20 protein-coding genes are annotated in these 23,561 nt (G+C 56.8%); 3 read left to right on the top strand and 17 right to left on the bottom strand.

Features of this window, described 5'->3' with window-relative positions:
- Positions 1-8: 8 nt before the first annotated feature.
- Genes IWX85_RS03675 through scpA form a run of 3 tightly spaced genes read right to left on the bottom strand, consistent with a single transcriptional unit; the run spans position 9 to position 4,766 of the window.
- Positions 9-1,541 (bottom strand): acyl-CoA carboxylase subunit beta, encoded by a 1,533-nt coding sequence (locus IWX85_RS03675; protein WP_196868791.1) that lies wholly within the window; start codon positions 1,539-1,541, stop codon positions 9-11.
- Between the two features lie 34 nt (positions 1,542-1,575).
- Entirely contained in the window at positions 1,576-2,613 is a 1,038-nt protein-coding gene (gene meaB / locus IWX85_RS03670; RefSeq protein WP_196868790.1) for a methylmalonyl Co-A mutase-associated GTPase MeaB, read from the bottom strand.
- Positions 2,610-4,766 (bottom strand): methylmalonyl-CoA mutase, encoded by a 2,157-nt coding sequence (scpA, locus tag IWX85_RS03665; RefSeq protein ID WP_036811330.1) that lies wholly within the window; start codon positions 4,764-4,766, stop codon positions 2,610-2,612. The genes meaB and scpA overlap by 4 nt, the downstream gene beginning before the upstream one ends.
- A 152-nt stretch (positions 4,767-4,918) precedes the next feature.
- Here scpA and IWX85_RS03660 point away from each other — a divergent pair, with 152 nt between their 5' ends.
- Positions 4,919-5,554 (top strand): GntR family transcriptional regulator, encoded by a 636-nt coding sequence (locus IWX85_RS03660; protein WP_196868789.1) that lies wholly within the window; start codon positions 4,919-4,921, stop codon positions 5,552-5,554.
- A 3-nt stretch (positions 5,555-5,557) separates the two neighbouring features.
- On the opposite strand, the gene IWX85_RS03655 is transcribed toward IWX85_RS03660, so the two are convergent.
- The 4 genes from IWX85_RS03655 to dusA all read right to left on the bottom strand — a co-directional run bounded on the left by IWX85_RS03655 (position 5,558) and on the right by dusA (position 11,780).
- Positions 5,558-7,153 (bottom strand): SpoVR family protein, encoded by a 1,596-nt coding sequence (locus IWX85_RS03655; protein ID WP_370584197.1) that lies wholly within the window; start codon positions 7,151-7,153, stop codon positions 5,558-5,560.
- Positions 7,150-8,427: a YeaH/YhbH family protein gene (locus IWX85_RS03650; protein WP_036811320.1), complete on the bottom strand. Its 1,278-nt coding sequence runs from the start codon at positions 8,425-8,427 to the stop codon at positions 7,150-7,152. The genes IWX85_RS03655 and IWX85_RS03650 overlap by 4 nt, the downstream gene beginning before the upstream one ends.
- A 49-nt stretch (positions 8,428-8,476) precedes the next feature.
- Complete coding sequence (locus IWX85_RS03645) at positions 8,477-10,399, bottom strand: PrkA family serine protein kinase (protein WP_196868788.1); 1,923 nt, start codon at positions 10,397-10,399, stop codon at positions 8,477-8,479.
- Positions 10,400-10,766: 367 nt separating this feature from the next.
- The gene (dusA, locus tag IWX85_RS03640) at positions 10,767-11,780 is read right to left on the bottom strand and encodes a tRNA dihydrouridine(20/20a) synthase DusA (protein WP_196868787.1); all 1,014 of its coding nucleotides are present in this window, start codon (positions 11,778-11,780) and stop codon (positions 10,767-10,769) included.
- A 182-nt stretch (positions 11,781-11,962) separates the two neighbouring features.
- Here dusA and IWX85_RS03635 point away from each other — a divergent pair, with 182 nt between their 5' ends.
- Together IWX85_RS03635 and IWX85_RS03630 are read left to right on the top strand one after the other, a co-directional pair.
- The gene (locus IWX85_RS03635; RefSeq protein WP_196868887.1) at positions 11,963-13,768 is read left to right on the top strand and encodes a M14 family metallopeptidase; all 1,806 of its coding nucleotides are present in this window, start codon (positions 11,963-11,965) and stop codon (positions 13,766-13,768) included.
- A 177-nt stretch (positions 13,769-13,945) separates the two neighbouring features.
- Positions 13,946-14,323, top strand: coding sequence for an RNA-binding protein (locus IWX85_RS03630; RefSeq protein WP_231379507.1), 378 nt, complete (start codon positions 13,946-13,948; stop codon positions 14,321-14,323).
- A 131-nt stretch (positions 14,324-14,454) separates the two neighbouring features.
- On the opposite strand, the gene dnaB is transcribed toward IWX85_RS03630, so the two are convergent.
- The 10 genes from dnaB to ppsA all read right to left on the bottom strand — a co-directional run bounded on the left by dnaB (position 14,455) and on the right by ppsA (position 23,517).
- Positions 14,455-15,864: a replicative DNA helicase gene (gene dnaB / locus IWX85_RS03625; RefSeq protein ID WP_196868786.1), complete on the bottom strand. Its 1,410-nt coding sequence runs from the start codon at positions 15,862-15,864 to the stop codon at positions 14,455-14,457.
- Between the two features lie 209 nt (positions 15,865-16,073).
- Positions 16,074-16,526 (bottom strand): 50S ribosomal protein L9, encoded by a 453-nt coding sequence (rplI, locus tag IWX85_RS03620; protein WP_036811305.1) that lies wholly within the window; start codon positions 16,524-16,526, stop codon positions 16,074-16,076.
- 12 nt (positions 16,527-16,538) lie between these two features.
- On the bottom strand, positions 16,539-16,823 hold the full coding sequence (gene rpsR / locus IWX85_RS03615) for a 30S ribosomal protein S18 (protein ID WP_011801778.1): 285 nt from the start codon (positions 16,821-16,823) through the stop codon (positions 16,539-16,541).
- Positions 16,824-16,833: 10 nt separating this feature from the next.
- Positions 16,834-17,151 carry a primosomal replication protein N gene (gene priB, locus IWX85_RS03610; RefSeq protein WP_196868785.1) on the bottom strand — a complete coding sequence of 106 codons (318 nt, stop codon included), beginning with the start codon at positions 17,149-17,151 and terminating at the stop codon, positions 16,834-16,836.
- 47 nt (positions 17,152-17,198) lie between these two features.
- Positions 17,199-17,564, bottom strand: coding sequence for a 30S ribosomal protein S6 (gene rpsF, locus IWX85_RS03605; RefSeq protein WP_036811299.1), 366 nt, complete (start codon positions 17,562-17,564; stop codon positions 17,199-17,201).
- 78 nt (positions 17,565-17,642) lie between these two features.
- Positions 17,643-19,823, bottom strand: coding sequence for a sodium:solute symporter family protein (locus IWX85_RS03600; protein WP_196868784.1), 2,181 nt, complete (start codon positions 19,821-19,823; stop codon positions 17,643-17,645).
- A 2-nt stretch (positions 19,824-19,825) separates the two neighbouring features.
- Positions 19,826-20,089: a DUF4212 domain-containing protein gene (locus IWX85_RS03595; protein ID WP_036811293.1), complete on the bottom strand. Its 264-nt coding sequence runs from the start codon at positions 20,087-20,089 to the stop codon at positions 19,826-19,828.
- A gap of 16 nt (positions 20,090-20,105) precedes the next feature.
- Complete coding sequence (locus IWX85_RS03590; RefSeq protein ID WP_196868783.1) at positions 20,106-20,714, bottom strand: tetratricopeptide repeat protein; 609 nt, start codon at positions 20,712-20,714, stop codon at positions 20,106-20,108.
- Positions 20,705-21,001 carry a hypothetical protein gene (locus IWX85_RS03585; protein ID WP_196868782.1) on the bottom strand — a complete coding sequence of 99 codons (297 nt, stop codon included), beginning with the start codon at positions 20,999-21,001 and terminating at the stop codon, positions 20,705-20,707. The genes IWX85_RS03590 and IWX85_RS03585 overlap by 10 nt, the downstream gene beginning before the upstream one ends.
- A gap of 116 nt (positions 21,002-21,117) precedes the next feature.
- The gene (gene ppsA / locus IWX85_RS03580; RefSeq protein ID WP_196868781.1) at positions 21,118-23,517 is read right to left on the bottom strand and encodes a phosphoenolpyruvate synthase; all 2,400 of its coding nucleotides are present in this window, start codon (positions 23,515-23,517) and stop codon (positions 21,118-21,120) included.
- Positions 23,518-23,561 lie beyond the last annotated feature (44 nt).

The raw sequence follows: 23,561 nt of genomic DNA, 5'->3' as shown, positions 1-23,561 counted from the left end.
CTTGGCGCTTACAGCGGAATGTTGCCGTGCTTGCGCCACGGATTTTCGAGCTTCTTGTCCTTGAGCATCACCAGCGAGCGGCAGATGCGTTTGCGGGTTTCGTGCGGCAGGATCACGTCGTCAATAAAACCGCGCGCGCCGGCGACGAAGGGATTGGCGAAACGCGCCTTGTATTCGGCTTCCTTGGCGGCGAGCTTGACCGGGTCGCCCTTGTCTTCGCGGAAGATGATCTCGACCGCACCCTTGGCGCCCATCACGGCAATCTCGGCATTCGGCCAGGCAAAGTTCACGTCGCCACGCAAATGCTTGGAACTCATCACGTCGTATGCGCCGCCGTAGGCCTTGCGGGTGATGACGGTGATTTTCGGCACCGTGCATTCGGCATAGGCATACAGCAGCTTGGCGCCATGCTTGATGATGCCGCCGTATTCCTGTGAGGTGCCGGGCATGAAGCCGGGCACGTCGACGAAGGTGATGACCGGGATGTTGAAGGCATCGCAAAAACGCACGAAGCGCGCGGCCTTGATCGAGCTTTTGATGTCCAGGCAACCGGCCAGCACCAGGGGCTGGTTGGCGACGATGCCGACCGACTGGCCTTCCATGCGGGCAAAGCCGATGATGATGTTCTTGGCGTACTCGGGCTGGATCTCGAAAAAGTCGCCGTCATCGACCGTCTTGGTGATGAGTTCCTTCATGTCGTACGCCTTGTTGGCGCTCACGGGTACCAGCGTGTCCAGGCTCATGTCCATGCGATGGGCCGGATCGGCGCTCGGGCGCATCGGCGCTTTTTCGCGGTTGTTCAGCGGCAGGTAGTTGTACAGGCGGCGCAGCATGATGAGCGCTTCGACGTCGTTCTCGAACGCCAGGTCGGCCACGCCGCTTCGGGTGGTGTGGGTGATGGCGCCGCCCAGTTCTTCGGCCGTCACTTCCTCGTGGGTCACGGTCTTGACCACTTCGGGGCCGGTGACGAACATGTAGGACGAGTCCTTGACCATGAAAATGAAGTCGGTCATGGCGGGCGAATACACCGCGCCGCCGGCGGACGGCCCCATGATCATGCTGATCTGCGGAATCACGCCGCTGGCCATCACGTTGCGCTGGAACACGTCGGCATAACCGCCCAGCGACGCCACACCTTCCTGAATGCGCGCCCCGCCCGAGTCGTTCAGGCCAATCACCGGCGCGCCGACCTTCATCGCCTGGTCCATCACCTTGCAGATTTTCTCGGCATGGGCTTCACTCAAGGCGCCGCCAAACACGGTGAAATCCTGGCTGAAAACGAACACCAGCCGGCCATTGATCATGCCGTAGCCGGTGACCACGCCATCGCCAGGAATCTTGTTGTCCTGCATGCCGAAGTCGCTGCAGCGGTGTTCGACAAACATGTCCCATTCCTCGAACGTGCCTTCGTCGAGCAACACGTCCAGACGCTCGCGCGCCGTCAGCTTGCCTTTGCCGTGCTGTGCATTGATACGCTTTTGGCCACCACCCAAGCGGGCTGCTGCGCGCTTTTTTTCCAGTTGCTCAAGGATTTCCTGCATGGCTCGCTTTCTTTGTGTTCTGGCTTTATGCTATTTATTTAATAGCTGCTTGCGCCCGCTGCATATGCGCAGAGAGCAGATTTCGTGCTGCAGTCGAAGCGGGAAGCTGGCCCTTGCCGACCTGCGCCAGCAAGGACGGCAACAGAGCGCCTACTGCCGGGTCTTGCCGGAAGGCCAGCTTCAGACCGGCATCGATGCGCTCCCACATCCAGCTCAGCGCCTGGTGCTGACGCCGGCTGGCCAGCTTGCCGTTCGTCGTCTGCAACTTTCTGAACTCGGTCACCGCCGCCCAGAACGCATCGACGCCCTGGTTGTGCAAAGCGCTGAGTTGCAGCACTTGCGGATGCCACTGCTTGTCGAAGTCAGCCGCTTGGGACGCGCCCATGGCGTTGTTGACGAGACCGAACAGGCGCATGGCGGACTTTATCTGTGCCTCGGCTCGCATGGCGGCATTGGCGTCGATGTCGGCCTTGTTGATGACGACCAGGTCGGCCAGTTCCATCACGCCTTTCTTGATCGCCTGCAGATCATCACCGGCGTTGGGCAGTTGCATGACCACGAACATGTCGGCCATGTTGGCCACGGCGGTTTCGGACTGGCCGACACCGACGGTTTCAACGATCACCACGTCGTAGCCCGCTGCTTCGCAGACCAGCATGGCTTCGCGGGTTTTCTCCGCCACGCCGCCCAGGGTGCAACTCGAAGGGCTGGGCCGTATGTAGGCTGATTCGTGGACCGAGAGCATGTCCATTCGCGTCTTGTCGCCCAGGATGGAACCGCCCGACACGCTAGAGGACGGGTCGATGGTCAGCACCGCCACGCGGTGGCCCTGCTTGATCAGGTACAGGCCCAGCACTTCAATGAAAGTCGACTTTCCGACACCGGGCACGCCACTGATGCCGAGGCGAAACGCCTGGCCGGTGTGCGGCAGCAGCATGGTCAGCAACTCGTCGCCCTGCGCGCGGTGGTCGGCGCGGGTCGATTCCAGCAGGGTAATGGCCTTGGCAATGGCGCGGCGCTGTTGAACAGCATTGCCGCGCAGCACGCCCTCAAGCAATGGGCTTTCGGTCACTTCAGGGCAGCCCGGATCTGCTCCAGCACATCCTTGGCGCTGGCCGGAATCGGCGTGCCGGGACCGTAGATGCCCTTGACGCCGGCGTCGTACAGCATCTCGTAGTCCTGCCGGGGAATCACGCCCCCGACAAACACGATGATGTCGTCGGCGCCCTGCTTCTTGAGTTCAGCAATGATGGCGGGCACCAGCGTCTTGTGGCCGGCGGCCAGCGTGCTCACGCCGACAGCGTGCACGTCATTTTCAATCGCCTGGCGGGCGCATTCTTCGGGCGTCTGGAACAGCGGCCCCATGTCCACGTCAAAGCCAAGGTCGGCAAACGCCGTGGCGACGACCTTGGCACCCCGGTCGTGGCCGTCCTGGCCGAGCTTGGAAATCATCACGCGCGGGCGGCGGCCTTCGGCTTCGGCAAAGGCGTTGATCTCGCTTTTGAGGGTTTCCCAACCTTCGGCCGAGTCGTAGGCGGCGGCATACACGCCGCTGACCTTTTGCGTGTCGGCGCGGTGGCGGCCATAGACTTTTTCAAGCGCGTCACTGACCTCGCCGACCGTGGCGCGCAGGCGCATCGCCTGGATGCTCAGGTCGAGCAAATTGCCGGAATTATTTTCTGCTGCAAAAGTAATAGCATCCAACGCTTGCTGCACCTGCGCAGAGTCGCGTTTTGATCTAATTTCTTTCAGGCGTTCGATCTGGCCATCGCGCACCGCCACGTTGTCGATGTCGCGAGCGTCGATCGCGTCTTCGGTCTTGAGCCGGTACTTGTTGACACCGACGATCACGTCCTTGCCGCTGTCGATGCGCGCCTGCTTTTCTGCCGCCGCCGCCTCGATCTTGAGCTTGGCCCAGCCGCTGTCCACAGCCTTGACCATGCCGCCCATGGCCTCGACTTCCTCGATGATTTTCCAGGCGGCATCGGCCATGTCCTGCGTCAGCTTTTCCATCATGTAGCTGCCAGCCCAGGGGTCGATCACGCTGGTGATGTGGGTTTCTTCCTGGATGATGAGCTGGGTGTTGCGGGCAATGCGCGACGAAAACTCAGTCGGCAGCGCAATCGCCTCGTCAAACGAATTGGTGTGCAGGCTTTGCGTGCCGCCGAACACGGCGGCCATGGCTTCGATGGTGGTGCGCACGACGTTGTTGTACGGGTCTTGCTCGGTCAGGCTCCAGCCGCTGGTCTGGCAGTGGGTACGCAGCATCAGGCTCTTGGGGTTCTTGGCGTCAAAGCCCTTCATGATGCGACACCACAGCAAACGGGCGGCGCGCATCTTGGCAACTTCAAGGTAGAAATTCATGCCGATGGCCCAGAAAAAGCTCAGGCGTCCGGCAAAGCCGTCAACGTCCAGGCCTTTGCCCAAAGCGGTCTTCACATACTCCTTGCCGTCGGCCAGTGTGAAGGCAAGTTCCAGCGCCTGGTTGGCGCCGGCTTCCTGCATGTGGTAGCCGCTGATCGAAATCGAGTTGAACTTGGGCATGTGCTGCGCCGTGTATTCGATGATGTCGCCAATGATGCGCATGCTGGGCGCGGGCGGGTAGATGTAGGTGTTGCGGACCATGAACTCTTTAAGCACATCGTTCTGGATGGTGCCGCTGAGTTTCTCCTGGCCCACGCCCTGCTCTTCGGCGGCCACCACATAGCCGGCCAGCACCGGCAGCACCGCGCCGTTCATGGTCATGGAGACGCTGACTTTGTCGAGCGGAATCTGGTTGAAGAGAATTTTCATGTCCTCGACCGAATCAATCGCCACGCCGGCCTTGCCGACGTCGCCGGTCACGCGCGGATGGTCGCTGTCATAGCCCCGATGCGTGGCCAGGTCGAAAGCCACTGACACGCCCTGCCCGCCGGCCGCCAGCGCCTTGCGGTAAAAAGCATTGGATTCTTCGGCGGTGGAGAAACCGGCGTACTGGCGGATGGTCCAGGGGCGCACCGCATACATGGTGGCTTGCGGGCCGCGAATGAAAGGCTCGAAACCCGGCAAGGTGTTGGTGTAGGGCAGGTCCCTGATGTCCTCGGCGGTGTACAGCGGCTTGACGCTGATGCCGTCGGGTGTTTCCCAGTTCAAGGCATTGACGTCACCGCCAGGAGCGGATTTGGCGGCTGACTTGGCCCAGGCTTCAAGATGGGCAGGATTGAAAGAATCAGGCGTTGAACTCATGGCAGGTCGTCAGTCTTGGTTAAGCCCAGGAGTACTCCTTGTTTGAACAGGAAACTCCAAAGGCAAGCAAATAAGAGTGGACGAATCTTACATTATTTATAATTATTGATTAAAAATATCATGACGAACTTTGCCTTAGACTACGGAGCCATATGGCTGAAACTTCTCTTTCTCCCCGGGCGCTTTATGAAGAGGTTGCCGAACTTTTGCGTCAGCGCATCTTCAACCGGGAACTTGCGCCGGGCAGCTGGATTGACGAACTCAAGCTCGCCGAGGAATACGGCATCAGCCGCACACCCCTGCGCGAGGCGCTGAAAGTGCTGGCCACCGAAGGTCTGGTTACGATGAAGGTGCGACGCGGCGCTTATGTCACTGAAGTCTCGGACAGCGATCTTGCCGATGTCTACCACCTGCTAGGCCTGCTGGAAAGCGACGCTGCCGAAGTGGTGGCAACCAAGGCCTCCGATGCGCAGATCAGGGAACTTCAAGCCCTGCACAACGAACTTGAAAAAGCAGTCCAGCACCGGGAACGGTTTTTTGAAATCAATGAAGCCTTCCATATGAGGCTGCTGGAAATTGCCAACAACCGCTGGCGCGACCAGATGGTGGCCGACCTTCGCAAGGTGATGAAGCTCAACCGGCACAACTCGCTGCTGAAAAGCGGCCGCATCGAGGAATCGCTGCTTGAGCATCGCGCCATCATGGCAGGGCTGGTGGCGCGTGACGCGGCCAGAACCGCGCAGCACATGCGCGAGCATTTCAAAAGCGGTCTGGACGCCGCAGCCTGAATTTCAGACCGTACTGCCGCTGCAGCGGGACAGCGGCATCACTTCCCAGTGCTTGGTGGTCTTTCCGTGTGCGTCAACACTTTCCAGCCGGACCATGAATCCCCACAGGCGCCCGACATGCTTGAGGACTTCCTTGACCTCGTCATTCAGCGGCCGGCTGTTGTGCTGTGTATGGCGCAGGGTCAGCGAGCGGTCGCCGCTAGCATCCACATTCCACACCTGGATGTTCGGTTCCTGATGGCTTAAATCGTACTGGCGGGCCAGGGCTTCACGCACATGCCGGTAGCCGCTGTCATCATGAATGGCCGACACTTTAAGCGCCAGCTCCTTGGTGTCATCGAGGATGGAGAACAGGCGGAACTCGCGGATCAGGCGTGGCGAGAGGTACTGCCCGACAAAACTCTCGTCCCGAAAATGCCGCATGGCATGGTCAAGGGCCTGCTGCCAGTCGGTGCCGGCCATGTCAGGGAACCACAGGCGGTCCTCGTCGGTCGGGTGCTCGCAGATACGGCGAATGTCGGTGAACATGGCAAAACCCAGCGCATAGGGGTTGATTCCCCTAAAGCCGGGATGCGCCAGCGGTGGCTGAAAAATCACGTTGGTGTGCGAGCGAAGGCTTTCGATCATGAACCCGTCGCTGAGCAGGCCTTCGTCGTACATCGCGTTGAGCAATGTGTAGTGCCAGAAAGTCGCCCAGCCTTCGTTCATGACCTGCGTCTGCCGCTGCGGATAAAAATACTGGGCAACCTTGCGCACGATCCGAATGATTTCGCGCTGCCAGGGCTCCAGCAGGGGGGCGTTTTTCTCGATGAAATACAGCAGGTTTTCCTGGGGATCAGCGGGAAAGCGTGAAGTGGCTTTTTCAACCTGCTTTTCAGCCGCCCTGGGCAAGGTACGCCACAAATCATTCACCTGCTGCTGCAGGTAGGATTCGCGCTCCTTGCGCCGTACCTCCTCCGCGGCCAGCGAGAGTTTTTGCGACCGCTGGTAACGGTCAACCCCGTAGTTCATCAAAGCGTGGCAGCTGTCGAGCAGCTCTTCGACAGCGTCGAGTCCGTGCTTTTCCTCGCACTCGGCGATATAGGCCTTGGCATACACCAGGTAATCGATGATGGAAGACGCATCGGTCCACATCCTGAACAGGTAGTTGCCCTTGAAAAAGGAATTGTGCCCATAGCAGGCATGGGCCATGACCAGGGCCTGCATCGGCAGCGTGTTCTCCTCCATCAGGTAGGCGATGCAGGGGTTGGAATTGATGACGACCTCATAGGCCAGACCCATGTGCCCGCGCCGGTAGCTTTTCTCGCTGGCGATGTATTGCTTGCCAAATGACCAGTGCCGGTAGTTCACAGGCATGCCGACAGACGCATAGGTGTCGATCATCTGGCTGGCGGTGATCACCTCCAGCTGCACAGGATAGATGTCCAGCCCGAAGCGCCTGGCCATGCGCTCGATCTCACCGTGGTAGGTTTCGATCAGCTCAAACGTCCAGTCTGACGGGCTTGGCAGCATGTCGCGCCGCCCTGGATAACGCTGGAATGGCGCACACAGCACGCCTGGGACTTTCGCAGCACCGGCAGAAGGCAGGATTGCGCTCATGCAGCACTTCCTTTCTTGAACAGCTCTCGAAACACAGGGTAAATGCCTGAGGCATCGGTAACCTTTTGCATGGCGAAATGCGGTTGGCTTTTATGCACCAAGGAATATTCTTCCCACAGGGTCTGGCTTTCCTCCGCCACCTGCAAATAGGCAAAGTAACGGGAAACCGGCAACAGCTTTTCCACGAGCAGCGCGCGGCATTTGGACGAATCCTGCAGCCAGTTGTCGCCGTCAGAAGCCTGGGCACCGTAAATATTCCATTCGCTCGGAGAATAGCGTTGCTGAATGATCTGGTGCATCATCATCAAGGCGCTGGAAGCCACAGTGCCCCCGCTCTCGGTCGAATGAAAGAATTCATCCTCAGAAACCTCAGCCGCCTGGGTGTGATGCCGGATGAACACAACTTCCGTCTTCTCGTAATGGCGCATTAAAAAAAGGTAGAGAAGGATGAAAAAGCGCTTGGCCATGTCCTTTCGCGTTTCATTCATCGAACCGGACACATCCATCAGACAGAACATGACGGCGCGGGAAGCCGGCAGTGGGGTGTTGACGCGGTTGCGGTACCGCAGGTCAAACGGGTCCAGAAACGGAATCCGCTGAAGACGCTGATTCAATGTGTCAATTTCATGCTTCAACGCGAGTATTTCGCCTGGGGAAGAACGTGTGTCCAGTAACAGCACGTCCAACGCCAATTCGAGCCGGCGCAACTGGCGCCGCACATCACCGCCCATGGCAATCCGGCGGCTCAGCGCCTTGCGCATCGAGCGCACCACATGCAGGTTGGTCGGCGTGCCTTCGGAAACAAACCCGGCACGGTGGGATTTCCATTCCGGCACATCGGGCAACAACTGGGTACGCAGCAGACGAGGCAAGGCCAGATCGTCAAAAAAGTACTGCATGAACTCTTCGCGGGTGATGCGGAATTCAAAATCGTCCTGGCTACTTCCATCCTGGCCGGCACCCGCACCTGAACCGCTTGCGGCACCGCCCCCCCCCGGTGGGCGCCCGATCTGGTCACCACGTACATACTCCTGATTCCCGGGGTAGACACGCTCCTGGCTTCCTCCTGAACCATGCCCAAACACGGGTTCGGTCACATCGCGCCGTGGCAGGGTGATGTTTTCGCCCTGCTCGATGTCGTGAATGCTCCGGCCGGACACTGCATGGCGCACCGCTTCACGAATCTGCTTTCGATAGCGACGCAGGAAGCGCTCCCGGTTGCCTATGGATTTGTTCTTGCCCGACAAGCGCCTGTCAATGACCTGCTGGAGCATGGATTTCTCCGGTTGGTGGGTTGAAGCATGCAGCGAAGCGCGCCAGGCTTCAGGAACTCTTGCGAACCCGGAGGTACCACTCGCAAAGCAGGCGCACCTGACGGGCGCTGTAACCCTTGTCCATCATCCGGTTAAGGAAGTTCTCATGCTTTTGCTTCTCCTCGACGCTGGCCTTGGCGTTGAATGAAATCACGGGCAGCAGGTCTTCGGTGTTCGAGAACATCTTCTTCTCGATCACGGCGCGCAGCTTTTCATAACTGGTCCAGTTCGGATTCTTGCCGGCGTTGCTGGCGCGGCTTCGCAGCACAAAATTGACAATCTCGTTGCGGAAATCTTTCGGATTGCTGATGCCTGCGGGCTTTTCGATTTTTTCGAGTTCCGCATTGAGCGATGCCCTGTCAAAAATTTCGCCGGTGTCGGAGTCCCTGAACTCCTGATCCTGAATCCAGAAATCCGCATAGGTCACATAGCGGTCAAAAATGTTCTGCCCGTATTCCGAATATGACTCCAGGTAAGCCGTCTGGATTTCCTTGCCGATGAATTCGGCATAACGGACCGCCAAGTATTCCTTGATGAATGCCAGGTAGCGCTGCTCGACTTCAGGCGTAAATTGCTCGCGCTCGATTTGCTGCTCCAGCACATACATGAGATGGACCGGATTGGCGGCGATTTCACTGGAATCAAAATTGAACACCTTGGACAGTATCTTGAAGGCAAAGCGTGTCGATATGCCCGTCATGCCTTCGTCAACGCCGGCATAGTCACGGTATTCCTGATAGCTCTTGGCCTTCGGATCGGTGTCTTTCAGGTTCTCCCCGTCATAAACCAGCAGCTTGCTGAAAATGCTGGAATTTTCGGGGTCCTTCAGTCGCGTCAGGACGGCAAACTGCGCCATCATCTTCAGCGTTCCCGGCGCGCAAATGGCACCAGACAGCGAAGAGTTGCGAATCAGCTTTTCGTAAATCCGGATTTCCTCCGAGGCACGCAGGCAATACGGCACCTTGACGATATAAATTCGGTCCAGAAAGGCTTCATTGTTCTTGTTGTTCCGGAAGGCCTTCCACTCGCTTTCGTTCGAATGGGCCATCACGATGCCATCAAACGGAATTGCGCCAAAACCCTCGGTGCCCTTGAAGTTGGCCTCCTGAGTGGCTGTGAGCAAGGGATGCAGCACCTTGATGGGCGCCTTGAACATTTCGACAAACTCCAGCAGGCCCTGGTTGGCCAGGCACAAGCCGCCGGAGTAGCTGTAGGCATCCGGGTCATCCTGGGCAAAAAGTTCAAGCTTTCGAATGTCGATCTTGCCGACCAGTGTCGAGATGTCCTGGTTGTTTTCGTCGCCGGGTTCCGTCTTGGCGATCGCACACTGCTTCAGGATCGAAGGAAAGCGCTTGACGACACGAAATTTGCGTATATCGCCGCCGTACTCTTCAAGGCGTTTGACCGCCCAGGGAGACATGACGCGCTGCAGATAGCGTGGCGCAATGTCGTACTGGCTTTCGAGCAGTGGAATGTCCTCGGCGTTGTTGAACAGGCCGAGCGGCGACTCGTTAACCGGTGAATTCTTCAACGCGTACAACGGGACCTGCTCCATCAATTGTTTGAGCCGTTCTGCAATCGATGACTTTCCGCCCCCCACTGGACCCAGCAGGTAAAGAATCTGCTTCTTTTCTTCCAGGCCCTGTGCCGCGTGGCGAAAGTACGACACCACCTGTTCGATTGGATCTTCCAGGCCGTAAAAATCGCGGAACGCCGGGTAGATTTTGATGACCTTGTTGCCAAAAATACGCGATAGACGCTGGTCCCTGTGCGTGTCGAACGCCTCTGGTTCACCAATGGCCGCGAGCATTCGCTCGGCCGCACTGGCATAAACCAGCGGGTTGCTTTTGCAAAGATCGAGGTACTCTTCAAGGGATAGCTCTTCTTCCCTTGTCTGCTCGTAACGCGTTAGAAAATTACGGACAACATCCATAAAACCTCCTTTAGCAAGCTGTACTTGATGACGTGGCGACTACAACCCGAGAACTGAACAACCCAACTCTACAATTTTCCGTGTCCGAAATGCGCATCCAAGGTTATTTGATGAACAGATTAATTTTTTCAAACAAGTTTCCGCGTCATCAATTAGCTCAAGCTTGAGCCCGCCAATATCTTCAACGTGTCAGCTGGGACAACCAGAGCGGATTCGTATTGAATAAAAAACAAATTTTTAAGTATGAAAAATGCTTTTAGCGCTTACCATGCAAGCACTATCAGCTATTAATACAATAGCAAAAAAATAATGTATTTTTACAATTTTCGCTTGTCAGTCAAACAGCTCGCATTTTGGCGTCTGATCGTCATGCAGCTTTCAAAACATCATCGTGCGCCAGCGCCATGACATGGTGGGGATCAAGCGTTTTGAGTTTGTGGTCGCTCCACACCTGACGCCATCGGCGAGAACCCGGCAACCCATGCCGCAAACCCAACATGTGACGGGCAATGGCGCTGAACGCAGTACCATGATCGGCTGCTTCACGGACCATGTAATCGCACATCAATGCTTCTACCTGTTCGCGAGTGCAACCCTGACCGCCAGCGCCAAAAAAATCGGCGTCCCAGGATGTCAGCCACCAAGGGTTGTGATAGGCCTCCCGGCCGATCATCACACCGTCAACTTCAAGCAATTGGGCACTAACCTCGGCATGGGTGGTCACACCACCATTGACGCATACCGTAAGATCTGGAAACTCTTTTTTCAGACGATGGACCAGCTCGTAACGCAGCGGTGGTACTTCACGGTTTTCTTTCGGGCTCAAGCCTTTCAACCAGGCATTGCGGGCATGCACGATGAACGTGCGGCAGCCGGCTTCGCTGACGGCGCCCACAAAATCACGAACGAACCCATAGCATTCGTCTTTGTCGATACCGATTCGGTGTTTCACGGTGACGGGTACATGGACCACATCGAGCATGGCCTTGACGCAGTCAGCCACAAGATTCGGATCAGCCATGAGGCAAGCGCCAAACGACCCCCGCTGCACCCGTTCGCTGGGACAGCCGCAATTGATATTGATTTCGCGGTAACCCCACGCTTCGCCGAGTCGGGCACAATGCGCCAGGTCGTTCGGCTCGCTGCCGCCCAGTTGCAGCGCAACCGGATGTTCCTCGGCATCAAAGCGCAAGTGCCTTTCTGCATCACCATGTATCAGAGCGCCGGTAGTCACCATTTCGGTATAGAGCAGCACGTGCCGCGACAGCAGACGGTGAAAATAGCGGCAATGCCGATCAGTCCAATCCATCATGGGCGCAACGCTCATTCGCCAAGGAGATGTGACATGAATCAACGGGTCAGTAGAAACGGGAATTGACATCACTCCATTTTCCCAGAAAGCTGCCAAAGCCGGAGTAAGGAGTTTTGCGAGTTTCACCAACCCAACCCTACAAGGCATGCAAGCCGGGCTTTAAAAGGACTGCAGGTTAATATTATTGCTTTCAAAATTCTGCGAACAACGCCTGACCCATGGTCAACACCCCCGTCCAAAGGATGACCGCCATGCATTTCTTATCCTCCCAGACAAGCCGTGATACGGCATCGGCCTGCCATTTGCCCGCAAGCCTGGCCATGACTGCCTCGCTGATTTTTCTTGCTGCCTGCAGCTCCGTGCAGTTGCCCCCTTGGGTGCCTGAAGTGCCACGCCCGGCTGTACCGGCAAGCGCTGGACCTGCTTTGGTTTCGGTGGAACCAGCAGTCGTTGTGCAAACCTCTCCAGTGCCTCCGCCCCCTGTCATCACCGCTGTGTCTGTCGAAGCACCTCCTCCTTATAGCCCAGCAGTTGCTGCCCGGTTTACAGCACCCACCATGGTGTACAGCACCCCAGGACTTCAAGGGGGCCGGACAAGCTTCACCACGCAGTCTGAAATTCACGCCTGGCTGCGTGATCAGGCAACCGCCCTGTCCCGCTCGGCCGGAGTCAAGGCCAGTCTGCTGCCGATAGGCTCCTCGCAGGAAGGTCAGCCGCTGGAAGCACTGGTACTGACCCGGGGGACGGGTACTGACCCCGCCAGTCTTTTGGCCACGGGCCGCCCTACAGTGCTCCTGATAGGCCAGCAACGTGGCGATGAGCCTGCTGGGAGTGAAGCCCTATTGATCATTACTCGGGAACTGGCGCAAGGCCTGTTGCAGCCGCTTCTCGAACGCATCAATGTCGTGATTGTTCCGCGCGCCAATCTCGATGGTGCGACCCGGGGTGAAGCCTTGGCAGCCGGCGGCCAGGACATTGGGCGCGATCACTTGCTACTCAACACACCGGAAGCACAGGCGCTGGCACGCCTCAGCCGCGACTACCAGCCAACGGTAGTGGTGGATGTCGGGGAATATCGCGTGTCGGATGTTTACCAGCAAAAGTTCGGTGCCGTTCAGAAGTTCGATGCGCTCCTGCAATACTCCAGCACTGCCAATTTGCCAGAGTTTTTGATCAAGGCCGATGAGGAATGGTATCGCCGCCCCTTGCTCGCTGCGCTCAAAGGCCAGGGCCTGAGCACCGATTGGTACCACAGCACTTCCGCTGATACGGCCGACCGGACGGTTTTCATGGGCGGAACCGAACCGGTTACGAGCCGCAATGTGGAAGGTTTGAAAAATGCAATCAGCGTGGCGATCTACTCGCGCGGAGCAGGCCTTGGGCGACTGCATCTTCAGCGGCGCGTGCATACTCACGTAACGGCCATCACGAGCATCTTGGGCAGCACTGCCCAGCGAGCCCGGGAGTTGATCCAGTTGCGTCCGTACCTCGACAAGGAGGTCGCTGGCATGGCCTGCAAGGGCCAGGCGGCAGTGGAGGTTGCCACTACTCCTGCGCAGTACGACCTGCAAATGCTTGATCCAATCACAGGCTCCGACATGCGCGTGACGGTGGATTGGGAATCGGCGCTGGCGTTGAGAACCCTCAAGTCGAGGGTCAGGCCATGCGGCTACTGGCTGTCCGGGTCGTCCAAAGCTGCCGTTGAACGCTTGCGCCTGCAAGGCGTGAAGGTTTTCCAAGTGCTTGAACCCGGTGCCATGCTGGGCGATATTTACCGCGAGTCACAGCGCTCGACAAGTGCGCAGCCACGTGGCCAAAGCGCCACGGCCAATGGCCGGCCCGCATTCGGGATCGAGGTTTCCCTGGTGCGGGGGGTGATTGATGCTCAGGTGGGAAGTTATTACGTTCCATTGAGTCAGCCCTTGGCCAATCTGGCCATTGCAGCGCTGGAACCAGATACCCAAAGTAGCTATTTTGCAAACCGTCTCACAATCGATCTTGCAGGCGTTGCACGTGTCATGTCCGAGCCGTCGCTAAAGTCTGAGGAGTTGCCTTGAACGCCATGGTGGTTGCGGACCCACTTAATTCGTTGTGCGTCAGTCCATGCAAGCGGTGCAAGGAAATTTCCTTCTGTCACTTTGTAAACTGACCTACATACAGGATTTGCAAGGTGTGAGGTAATTGCAGGTTAAACAAGGAGAAATGTAGTGCAACCATTTTTGATGACTCCCAAGATGACGACTATCCAAGATGTCTTTTATCCCACTGGATATGCATTTGTCATGTTTCCCGACGCTGAGAATGCAGAAAGGGCAGCCCATAAAATCGAACAATCGGGATTCAGCGAACAGCACGTCATGTTTCTCACCCCTTCAGTGATACTGCGTGAAATCGGCAGGATCGAAGGTGAATCCTCAGTCGAATTGCCTTCAGTCGGGACGGAGGGAGCAACAGTTAACAAGTACATCAACCTCGCCCGTGAAGGACACCATGCCTTGATGGTCAATGTCCCTTCCGACGAGGATGCAGAAAAGCTGATGACAGTGGTACGGGAATTCCCTTTTTCGTATGCCCAGAAATACCACATGCTGGCCATGGAAGATCTTGAATAAGCTCCTGCTCCCGCCCTGCAGCCACTTTCGGTTCAACTAAAAAATTTTCCACATCCCTTGCGAGTCCTTTTTTAAGCCATAAAACACATAGCAAACTTTGCTTACCCGGAAAGCGCATTAACTGATTTTTCTTAAAATTCCCCGGAATTGTGGGCCAGGCTTTCAAACTTGGTGATCCGGTTGATAAAAGCAAGCTTGACTGTTCCTGTCGGGCCGTTTCGCTGCTTGCTGATGATGACTTCCGCTACACCTGGTTCCTTGCAGGCTTCCTTTGTGTAGTACTCGTCGCGGTAGATGAACATAATGATGTCTGCATCCTGTTCAATCGCGCCGGACTCCCTCAGGTCGCTCATCATCGGCCGTTTGTCGGTGCGCGACTCGACTCCACGGCTGAGCTGAGACAGCGCAATCACAGGACATTGGAGTTCCTTGGCCAGCATTTTCAGACCGCGTGAAATTTCACCCACGGCAGTTGCCCGATTCTCGTCGCTCATGCTGGTCGACACGCTCATGAGTTGCAGGTAATCGACCACGATCAATCCCAGTTTTCCGCACTGACGAGCCAGACGCCGAGCGTTGGCACGCAGTTCGCTGACCGTCAGGCCGGCAGTTTCGTCGATATGCAGCGAAATTGTCCTCAGCTTTTCAATGGCTTCCGTCAAGCGTGGCCACTCCTCGTCGGTCAAGGCCCCGGTACGCAGATGGGTCTGGTCAATCCGGCCAATCGAACCGACGATACGGACGGCCAATTGGGATGCACCCATTTCCATGGAGAAAACAGCAACCGGCAGTCCTTCATGCAAGGCGACATGTTCGGCGATATTGATGGCGAGTGCAGTTTTTCCCATTGATGGACGGGCCGCCAGAATGATCAGGTCGCCTGCCTGGAATCCCGACGTCATGCGGTCCAGATCCACAAAGCCGGTTGGCACGCCAGTGACATCGTTCGGATTTTCAGACATCTCGGTGACGCGGTCCAGCAAGTCCACCACCAGCGTATCCATGCTCTGGAACCCCTGCTGCGACCGGCCGCCCTGCTCGCCGATGTTCAGGATTTTCTGCTCGGCCTCATCAAGAATGACCGTAACGGACTTGCCTTGCGGATTAAAGGCGTTGGTCGCAATCTCATCTGAGGCGGCCACCAATTTTCGCAAGATCGAACGTTCCCGGACAATTTCGGCATAACGCCTGATGTTGCTTGCGCTGGGTACATACTGGGCAAGAGCGTTCAGGTAACTCAAGCCGCCTATTTCCTCGTTTTTCCCCAAGCTCTGCAGACGCTCGAAAACAGTGATGATGTCGGCCGGCTTGGAAGCATTGATGAGCCAGCCGATGGCACCATAGATCAGCTGGTGTTCATGGCGGTAGAAGTCCTGATCTGCCAGAAGATCCCCGACACGGTCCCATGCGCTGTTGTCGAGCAAAAGGCCCCCCAAGACACTTGATTCGCCTTCAATAGAATGCGGAGGAATTCTGAGTTGGGCGATCTGGCGGTCAACACTGTAGGCGGAATCGGAAAAAGGTGAAAGTACGGCAGACATGAGATTCCTTGGGAAGGCTGAATGGTACGCCGTAAGCTTTGAAACGCACGGGACAAGCGTGTGGACAAGCTGGGGAAATCAGGCGGAAATGTGTGCAATAACTGTGCATAAGCAGTGTGCAACACTGCGCCACTACGTATCCATGACATGCTTTTGCCAAGTAAAAAGCCGCTCCGAAGAGCGGCTTTTAAGGAAACAGACGACCTGATTTAGGCAGTTTCGCCGTAGACCGTCACCGTGATGTCCACCACGACGTCAGTGTGCAATGCAACATTGACCAAGTGGTCGCCAACCGTCTTGATGGCGCCATTGGGCAGACGAATTTGCGACTTGGAAACCGCAAATCCCTGCTTGGTCACTTCCTGGGCAATGTCGGCGTTGGTGACGGAGCCGAACAGGCGGCCGTCAACACCAGCTTTTTGCGTCAGCTTGACGGTGGTACCGCCGAGCTTTTCACCTTGTGCCTGCATTTCGGCAAGCTTGGCGGCAGCGGCTTTTTCAAGCTCGGCGCGTTTGACTTCGAATTCCTTGATAGCCACTGCGGTAGCGCGGCGGGCGCGGCCGAAAGGAATCAGGAAGTTGCGTGCGTAGCCGTCTTTGACTTTGACGACTTCACCCAGGTTGCCCAGGTTCACGACTTTGTCGAGCAGAATGATTTGCATGGTCGTCTCTCTTTACAGGCTGCGGTGCTGGTCGCTGTAAGGCAGCATCGCGAGGAAGCGAGCGCGCTTGACGGCGGTGTTGATCTGACGCTGGAAAATCGCGCGGGTGCCGGTCAGGCGTGCGGGAATGATTTTTCCGTTTTCAGAAACGAAATCGCGCAGGGTATCGATATCTTTGTAGTCGATTTCTTCAACGCCAGCGGCTGTGAAGCGGCAAAAACGTTTGCGCTTAAACAGCAGGGATTGGGTGTTGCGCTTGGGGCGCTTGTCTTTGTTGAAACGTTTTGGTCCGGCCATGATGGACTCCTTAAATGGGGTTCAGTACTTGCTCTGCCTGAAGGATCGGGTGAAGAGCTTGAATATGAAAAACAACGCCTTTGCTGGTACGCGCATTGATCAGAAAACCAGTGAACCTGAAAGACTTGCCTAACGGAAGCTTGACGGCTTGTTCAGCCAGCGTTCCGAAAGCGACGGCCCTGATCGTCAACTTGACTTGCCTGTTCACCCCTGCCTCAAGCACCTCGGACTCGTGTTCGAGTATGAAGTTGATGGCGGGAATTCCAGCGGGCGTGTAGCGCAGAGGACTTAGCTCTGCAATACCTGCAGTCAGATCAACCTGGTTCACTGCGGCTCCTGTTGCGGGGCAGCGTGGCGTTCAGAGAGTTGAGGCAATTAAGCCGCAAATTCCTGCTGTTGGGTTTTACGGGCTTCTTCCCTCTCGACGTTGCGCATCATGAGGGACGGGCCGGTTTCAGCCTTTTTCTTCACCACGGTCAGGTGGCGCAGCACGGCATCATTGAACTTGAACGCATGTTCGATTTCTTCCATCACGGCCTGGGTGGCTTCGATGTTGATGCAGAGGTAATGGGCTTTGGCCAATTTCTGGATCAGGTACACCAGCTGGCGGCGGCCCCAGTCTTCCACACGGTGCACAGTTCCGCCGCCAGCGGTAATCATGCCCTTGTAGCGCTCCAGCATGGCGGGGACTTGCTCGCTTTGATCCGGGTGGATCAGCAAGACGATCTCGTAATGACGCATAACTCTCCTTTTGGTTGATTGAAGCTGCCTCAGCGTCGAACCTGAATGGTATTGAGTGCAGCAAGGCGAAGCCCATGATTATAGCCCGTCGGGCATTTGCTTCGGTGCTGCCTTGTCTTGACGGTCTGCTGATGCGGCAAATGACCGGTCATGAACTTTCAAATCGGGGTAGCGAATGTAGTCAACGAGTGCCTGAATATCCTGAGGGGGCGGCTTGGTGACCAAGCTGAGCAGAATGATCACGACAAAACCAACCGGTACGCCAAATAGACCGGCCGATATGGGGTCGATTCCCCACCAGAGCTGAACCGGAGAACTGATGCCAAAGGTGGCGCGCAACCAGGGTTGATTGACCACCATGTAGTAGCTCGTGACGCTCAGACCCGCAATCATTCCCATCGTCGCTGCCGTGCCGGTCGCGCGTTTCCAGAAAATACCGATGCTCAGGGCTGGAAAAAAGGAAGCTGCGGCAAACGAAAAAGCCGCCGATACCAAAAACAGGATATCGGCAGGCTTCTGGGCCGCCACATAGGCAGCGAGCAGAGCCATCACCAGCAGCAATATTTTGGACAACGTGACGCGGCTGACGGTCGAGGCATTCGGGTCGATCATCTTGTAGTAGAGGTCATGCCCCAACGCATTGGCAATGACCAACAGCAGTCCATCCGCTGTCGACAGCGCAGCGGCCAGTCCACCGGCTGCAACCAGTGCTGAAATAACATAAGGCAACCCGGCCAGTTCAGGCGTGAGCAGCACCACAATGTCGCCGCCTATCGTCATCTCGTTGAGTTGCAGTAGATTGTCACGGTTCACATCGACCACAGATAGCAGCGCCGGATCAACCTTGTTCCACTCTTGAACCCATGCAGGCAACTGGTCAAACGGCGTTCCAACCAGCACGGTAAAAATTTCGTACTTCACCAGTACGGCCAGTGCAGGTGCGGTGCAGTACAGAAGAAAAACGAAGAACAGGGACCAGGTCACCGATTGGCGCGCCTCTCCAACACTGGGTACGGTGTAATAGCGCATCAGGATGTGCGGCAAGGCCGATGTCCCGACCATCAGGCAAAAAACCAAGGCCAGGAAGTTGCGTCTTGACAGGTTGTAAAGGGCTTTTTCCTGCGGCGTGCCCTCGGGATTCCCCAGGAACTGCGCTGCATGGGCAGGCATACCGTTCAAAGGCTGGCTTTTAATTTCATCCGCTGCTTTGGAAGCAGACCATTCTTGAAGCGCCGTTCCCTCGTCCTTCGGCAGAGCCGCCAATGCCTTACCCGCCGTAGAAATATCAGCCACCGATGCGTTGCCGGCCTTGAGCGCAGCCAACCTTTGGGTGGCCACCAGTCTGTCGGCAGCCATGGCTCGCGCTGGATCCTTAATCTTTTCAGCCAGCGCTTCTGCGCGCTGGCTGAAAATGGCGCGAACCTCCAGTTCCTTGGAATCAGTGGCCAGTTCCTTTTCCTTGGCCGTCACTTTTTCGAGTTGATAGCCATAAATTGCCTGGGGAACCGGAATACCCGTCTGCTTGACCGACAGCCAGACCACCGGAATCAGGTAGGCAATCAGCAAAATGATGTATTGCGCCACCTGCGTCCATGTCACCGCGCGCATTCCCCCCAAAAATGAACAGACCAGAATGCCGCCTACCCCAAGAAAGATGCCCAATTCAAACGCAATGCCGGTGAGATAGGCGGTGATCAGCCCCACGCCGTAAATCTGTGCAACCAAGTAAGTGAACGAGCAGAGCATGGCTGCGGCCAGACCTATGAACCTTGGCAGATGGCCACCATAACGCTCTCCGAGAAAATCCGGAATCGTGAACTGCCCAAACTTGCGCAGGTAGGGGGCCAGCACCAGCGCCACCAGGCAATAGCCGCCCGTCCATCCCATGATGAATGCCAGCCCGCTATAGCCTGTCAGGTAAAGGGTTCCTGCCAGCCCCAGGAAGGAAGCCGCTGACATCCAGTCGGCGCCTATTGCCATGCCGTTGTACATGGCCGGGACACGTCGGCCGGCCACGTAGTATTCGGTGGCATCGGTGGTTCGGGTCAGCATGCCAATGCCGGCATACAGAGCAATGGTTGACAACAGGAAAATCAGGCCGATCCAGGAGCGCGGCATGCCCAGGCGTTCAAGCCCCCCCAGCAGTAATAGGTAAATGACCACGCCGAGCGTGAACCATAGATAGATGCGATCCAGTTGGGATTTAAAGCCCTTTTTAAAAAACGAAAATCTTTCACGGTGACCCGAGAAGCCCGTCACGTTCAGTCGCCCTTGCTCTCAAGGCCGAGTTGGGCATCAAGCTTGTTCATGTACCAGGCATAAAAACCAACCACCAGGCAATAGATCAGCAAGGAACCTTGCGCCCCCATCCAGAAACTGAATGGCCAGCCAAAAAAGGTAAAGTTCAGAAAACGCGCAAAGTAAACGACACCAAAGGTGGTGATGAACCAGACGAGCAACAGCACGGATGTCACCAGAAGAGTTTTTCGCCAGTAGCGACGGTGCAATTCAGCAGGCATGGTCATTCGTCAGTCCATTTGGCTAACGATTTGACCAAGGAACATACTGATCAATATCTTGTTCGAGTTGCGCTCCCACCTTCGGTTCAAACTGTCGAAGATGTTCAAGGAGCCGAAGGGCATCTTCAGGCGACCCCAGAGCGAGTTCAACGTGTGCCAGCCGATACCAACCATGGGGGGCCATGGGCTGTAGAGTCGTTGCCTGTTTCAGCGCACTCCTGGCTTCATGCAGCTTGCCCTGCCCGATCAACACCAGTCCAAGGCCGTACCAGGCCTGGTCCATGCCAGGACAATGTCCGACGGCATTCTCAAAAGCTGGACAGGCCTCGTCATGACGCCCTTTCTGCTGGAGAATATAAGCCAGATTAAACCAAGCAGCACCCAGTTGCGTCTTCGAGCCCGCGATGCTTGTGAGTTGTTGCAGGTTCTTGATTGATTCATCCAGCCGGTTGAGTTGCACCAGTACATGGGCGCGACTGGCCAGCGCATAGCGGTCTGCCGGTAAAAATTCCAGCATCCGGTCGAATCGGGACAGTGCCTTCGTGTGTTTGCTCAGTGCCAGCAGTGCCAGTGCCTGCGTTTTCAAAAAAAGATAGACAAGATACTGACTGAATACACGCCTCAATTGCATAAATTCACACCGATCTGCAGGCAGATGCCAACCTTGGCAATGCTTGCCGCGCCCCAGGCGAGCAGCAAAAGAAAAAAAGCAACCAGCGGCAGATGGCGATCCAGCACCAGCCTTGGCGAAAGCCAGCGAGCCACTTCAATCCAAGGGCGCCCCACCAACCGGAGAAAGGCGTAAAAAGGATTGCCTCTGCGTCCGGCGCCAGACAGAAAACCCAGCAGCCATTGGCCGCACAACGCAAGAAGCGCAATTTCCGCAATCAGTTTGAAGGCAGTGACAACAGTCAACATGGTGGCCGCAGAAGTAAGAATAGGTCATCGCGATTGTCCACTGGCAAAGTGCCCTCGACTGATACTGCCTGCCCGGGCCACCCAAGGTTTTTCCCTTGTGTGGCGGGTGGAAAAGATCAATCAGCCAGACGTTTCCAGGTCTCGATCACGGTGTCAGGATTCAACGAGATCGAACCAATCCCCTGCTCCTTGAGCCATTGGGCAAAGTCCGCATGGTCACTGGGGCCCTGACCGCAAATTCCGACATATTTCCCTTGACGTTTGCACGCTGAAATAGCAAGGCTGAGCAGCGCCTTGACGGCGGGGTCTCGCTCGTCAAAGTCCTTGGCCAGAATTTCCAGGCCCGAATCGCGGTCCAGACCCAGCGTCAGCTGGGTCAGGTCGTTCGATCCAATGGAAAAACCGTCAAAAAACTCCAGGAACTGATCGGCCAATACTGCATTGCTCGGGACCTCGCACATCATGATGATGCGCAGGCCTTTTTCGCCACGTTTGAGGCCATGCTCGGCCAGCAGCTCCGTGACGGCCCTGGCCTGTCCCAGCGTACGAACAAATGGCACCATGACCTCGACATTTGTCAGCCCCATGTCATTGCGGACTCGCCGGAGGGCTTCGCATTCCATGGCAAAGGCTTCACGAAAATCGGTGCTGATGTAGCGTGCCGCGCCGCGAAAACCCAGCATTGGATTTTCTTCTTCGGGCTCATAGCGCGAGCCACCGATCAGCTTGCGGTATTCATTGGACTTGAAGTCTGACAGCCGAACAATGACCGGCTTGGGCCAGAACGCCGCGCCGATGGTGGCGATGCCTTCAGCCACCTTGTCAACATAAAACGCACGCGGCGACGCATGGCCGCGCGCTACGCTTTCCACCGCTTTTTTCAGGTCTGGATCAACATTCGGATAGTCCAGAATTGCCTTCGGATGCACGCCAATGTTGTTGTTGATCACGAACTCAAGCCGCGCCAGGCCCACACCCTGATTCGGAATCTGACAGAAGTCAAAGGCCAGTTGCGGGTTGCCCACATTCATCATGATCTTGATGCCGATCGGTGGCATGTCGCCTCGCTGCACCTCCGTGATTTCGGTTTCCAGCAAGCCGTCGTAGATGGTACCGGTGTCGCCTTCTGCGCAGCTCACCGTCACCAGCATGCCGTCCTTGAGCTGCTCGGTGGCGTCACCGCAGCCCACGACGGCCGGGATGCCGAGTTCGCGCGCGATGATCGCCGCGTGACAGGTGCGCCCGCCCCGGTTGGTCACAATGGCACTGGCACGCTTCATCACCGGCTCCCAGTTCGGGTCGGTCATGTCAGTCACCAGCACGTCGCCCGGACGAACCTGGTCCATGTCCTTGATGTCATGCACGATACGAACCGGGCCTGTGCCTATTTTCTGGCCGATCGCTCGGCCCTCAGCCAACACGGTGCCGGTTCCCTTGAGCTTGTAGCGCTGCTCAGCCTTGCCCTTGGCCTGGCTTTTCACTGTTTCCGGACGGGCCTGCAAGATATACAACTCGCCGTCCGTGCCATCCTTGCCCCATTCAATGTCCATCGGCCGGCCGTAATGATTTTCAATGATCACCGCATAGCGCGCCAGCTGCTCTACATCAAAATCGGTCAACGAAAAGCGGTTGCGCAGTTCGATCGGCACATCGGTGGTCTTGACCAGCTTGCCACCGGTTTTTTTCTCTTCCGCCGTGGTGAATTCCATTTGCAGCAGCTTGGAGCCCAGGTTGCGGCGTATGACAGCGCGGTTTCCCGCATTGAGCATGGGCTTGTGGACATAAAACTCGTCCGGATTCACAGCACCCTGCACCACCGTTTCGCCCAAACCGTAGCTGGAGGTGATGAACACCACGTCCTCGAACCCGCTTTCGGTGTCGATGGTGAACATGACCCCGGCAGCGCCCAGGTCACTGCGTACCATGCGCTGCACGCCGGCCGAAAGGGCTACATCCGCATGGGCAAAACCCTGGTGGACACGGTAACTGATGGCGCGGTCGTTGTAGAGGGAAGCAAACACCTCTTTCATCTTGTGCAGCACATCCTCGATACCGACCACGTTCAGAAAGGTTTCCTGCTGGCCGGCAAACGACGCATCCGGCAGGTCTTCTGCCGTAGCCGACGAACGCACGGCAAAACTGGCCTGCGGGTTGCCTGCGCTCAGGCTGGCAAAGCTGCTCCGCACGGCTTGTTCGAATTCTGGGGGAAAGGGTTGCACCTCGACCATTTGACGAATCTGTGCACCGGCTTTGGCCAGCGCCCGCACATCTTCGGTATCAAGGGCGTCGAGCGTGGCATTGATTTTTTCATCAAGTCCGGCATGGGCCAGAAACTCGCGAAAGGCATGCGCCGTGGTGGCAAAGCCGGTCGGCACCTGCACGCCCTGCGGCCCGGTGGGCAGTTGCGAGATCATTTCGCCCAGGCTGGCGTTCTTGCCGCCGACCGAATCGACATCGGTCATCCTCAGGTTTTCAAACGGCACAACCAAGGCGTTTGCGTCAAACAGGTTGGACATAAAAATACTCCGGAAGGTTAAAAATCGGCGATACCGGTCCGGTG

The sequence above is a fragment of the Polaromonas sp. CG_9.11 genome, from assembly GCF_015752225.1.
Lineage (GTDB): Bacteria > Pseudomonadota > Gammaproteobacteria > Burkholderiales > Burkholderiaceae_C > Polaromonas.
The sequence above is the reverse complement of the archived record's forward strand: the minus strand, read 5'-3'. Positions and strand labels throughout refer to the sequence as shown.

What these genes read in the sequence shown, in the direction of transcription:
- IWX85_RS03675 (WP_196868791.1), bottom strand. Translation starts at nt 1,541, where the DNA reads ATGCAGGAAATCCTTGAGCAACTGGAAAAAAAGCGCGCAGCAGCCCGC.
- scpA (WP_036811330.1), bottom strand. Translation starts at nt 4,766, where the DNA reads ATGAGTTCAACGCCTGATTCTTTCAATCCTGCCCATCTTGAAGCCTGG.
- IWX85_RS03660 (WP_196868789.1), top strand. Translation starts at nt 4,919, where the DNA reads ATGGCTGAAACTTCTCTTTCTCCCCGGGCGCTTTATGAAGAGGTTGCC.
- IWX85_RS03655 (WP_370584197.1), bottom strand. Translation starts at nt 7,153, where the DNA reads ATGAGCGCAATCCTGCCTTCTGCCGGTGCTGCGAAAGTCCCAGGCGTG.
- IWX85_RS03650 (WP_036811320.1), bottom strand. Translation starts at nt 8,427, where the DNA reads ATGCTCCAGCAGGTCATTGACAGGCGCTTGTCGGGCAAGAACAAATCC.
- IWX85_RS03645 (WP_196868788.1), bottom strand. Translation starts at nt 10,399, where the DNA reads ATGGATGTTGTCCGTAATTTTCTAACGCGTTACGAGCAGACAAGGGAA.
- dusA (WP_196868787.1), bottom strand. Translation starts at nt 11,780, where the DNA reads ATGTCAATTCCCGTTTCTACTGACCCGTTGATTCATGTCACATCTCCT.
- IWX85_RS03635 (WP_196868887.1), top strand. Translation starts at nt 11,963, where the DNA reads ATGCATTTCTTATCCTCCCAGACAAGCCGTGATACGGCATCGGCCTGC.
- IWX85_RS03630 (WP_231379507.1), top strand. Translation starts at nt 13,946, where the DNA reads ATGACGACTATCCAAGATGTCTTTTATCCCACTGGATATGCATTTGTC.
- dnaB (WP_196868786.1), bottom strand. Translation starts at nt 15,864, where the DNA reads ATGTCTGCCGTACTTTCACCTTTTTCCGATTCCGCCTACAGTGTTGAC.
- rplI (WP_036811305.1), bottom strand. Translation starts at nt 16,526, where the DNA reads ATGCAAATCATTCTGCTCGACAAAGTCGTGAACCTGGGCAACCTGGGT.
- rpsR (WP_011801778.1), bottom strand. Translation starts at nt 16,823, where the DNA reads ATGGCCGGACCAAAACGTTTCAACAAAGACAAGCGCCCCAAGCGCAAC.
- rpsF (WP_036811299.1), bottom strand. Translation starts at nt 17,564, where the DNA reads ATGCGTCATTACGAGATCGTCTTGCTGATCCACCCGGATCAAAGCGAG.
- IWX85_RS03595 (WP_036811293.1), bottom strand. Translation starts at nt 20,089, where the DNA reads ATGACCATGCCTGCTGAATTGCACCGTCGCTACTGGCGAAAAACTCTT.
- IWX85_RS03590 (WP_196868783.1), bottom strand. Translation starts at nt 20,714, where the DNA reads ATGCAATTGAGGCGTGTATTCAGTCAGTATCTTGTCTATCTTTTTTTG.
- IWX85_RS03585 (WP_196868782.1), bottom strand. Translation starts at nt 21,001, where the DNA reads ATGTTGACTGTTGTCACTGCCTTCAAACTGATTGCGGAAATTGCGCTT.
- ppsA (WP_196868781.1), bottom strand. Translation starts at nt 23,517, where the DNA reads ATGTCCAACCTGTTTGACGCAAACGCCTTGGTTGTGCCGTTTGAAAAC.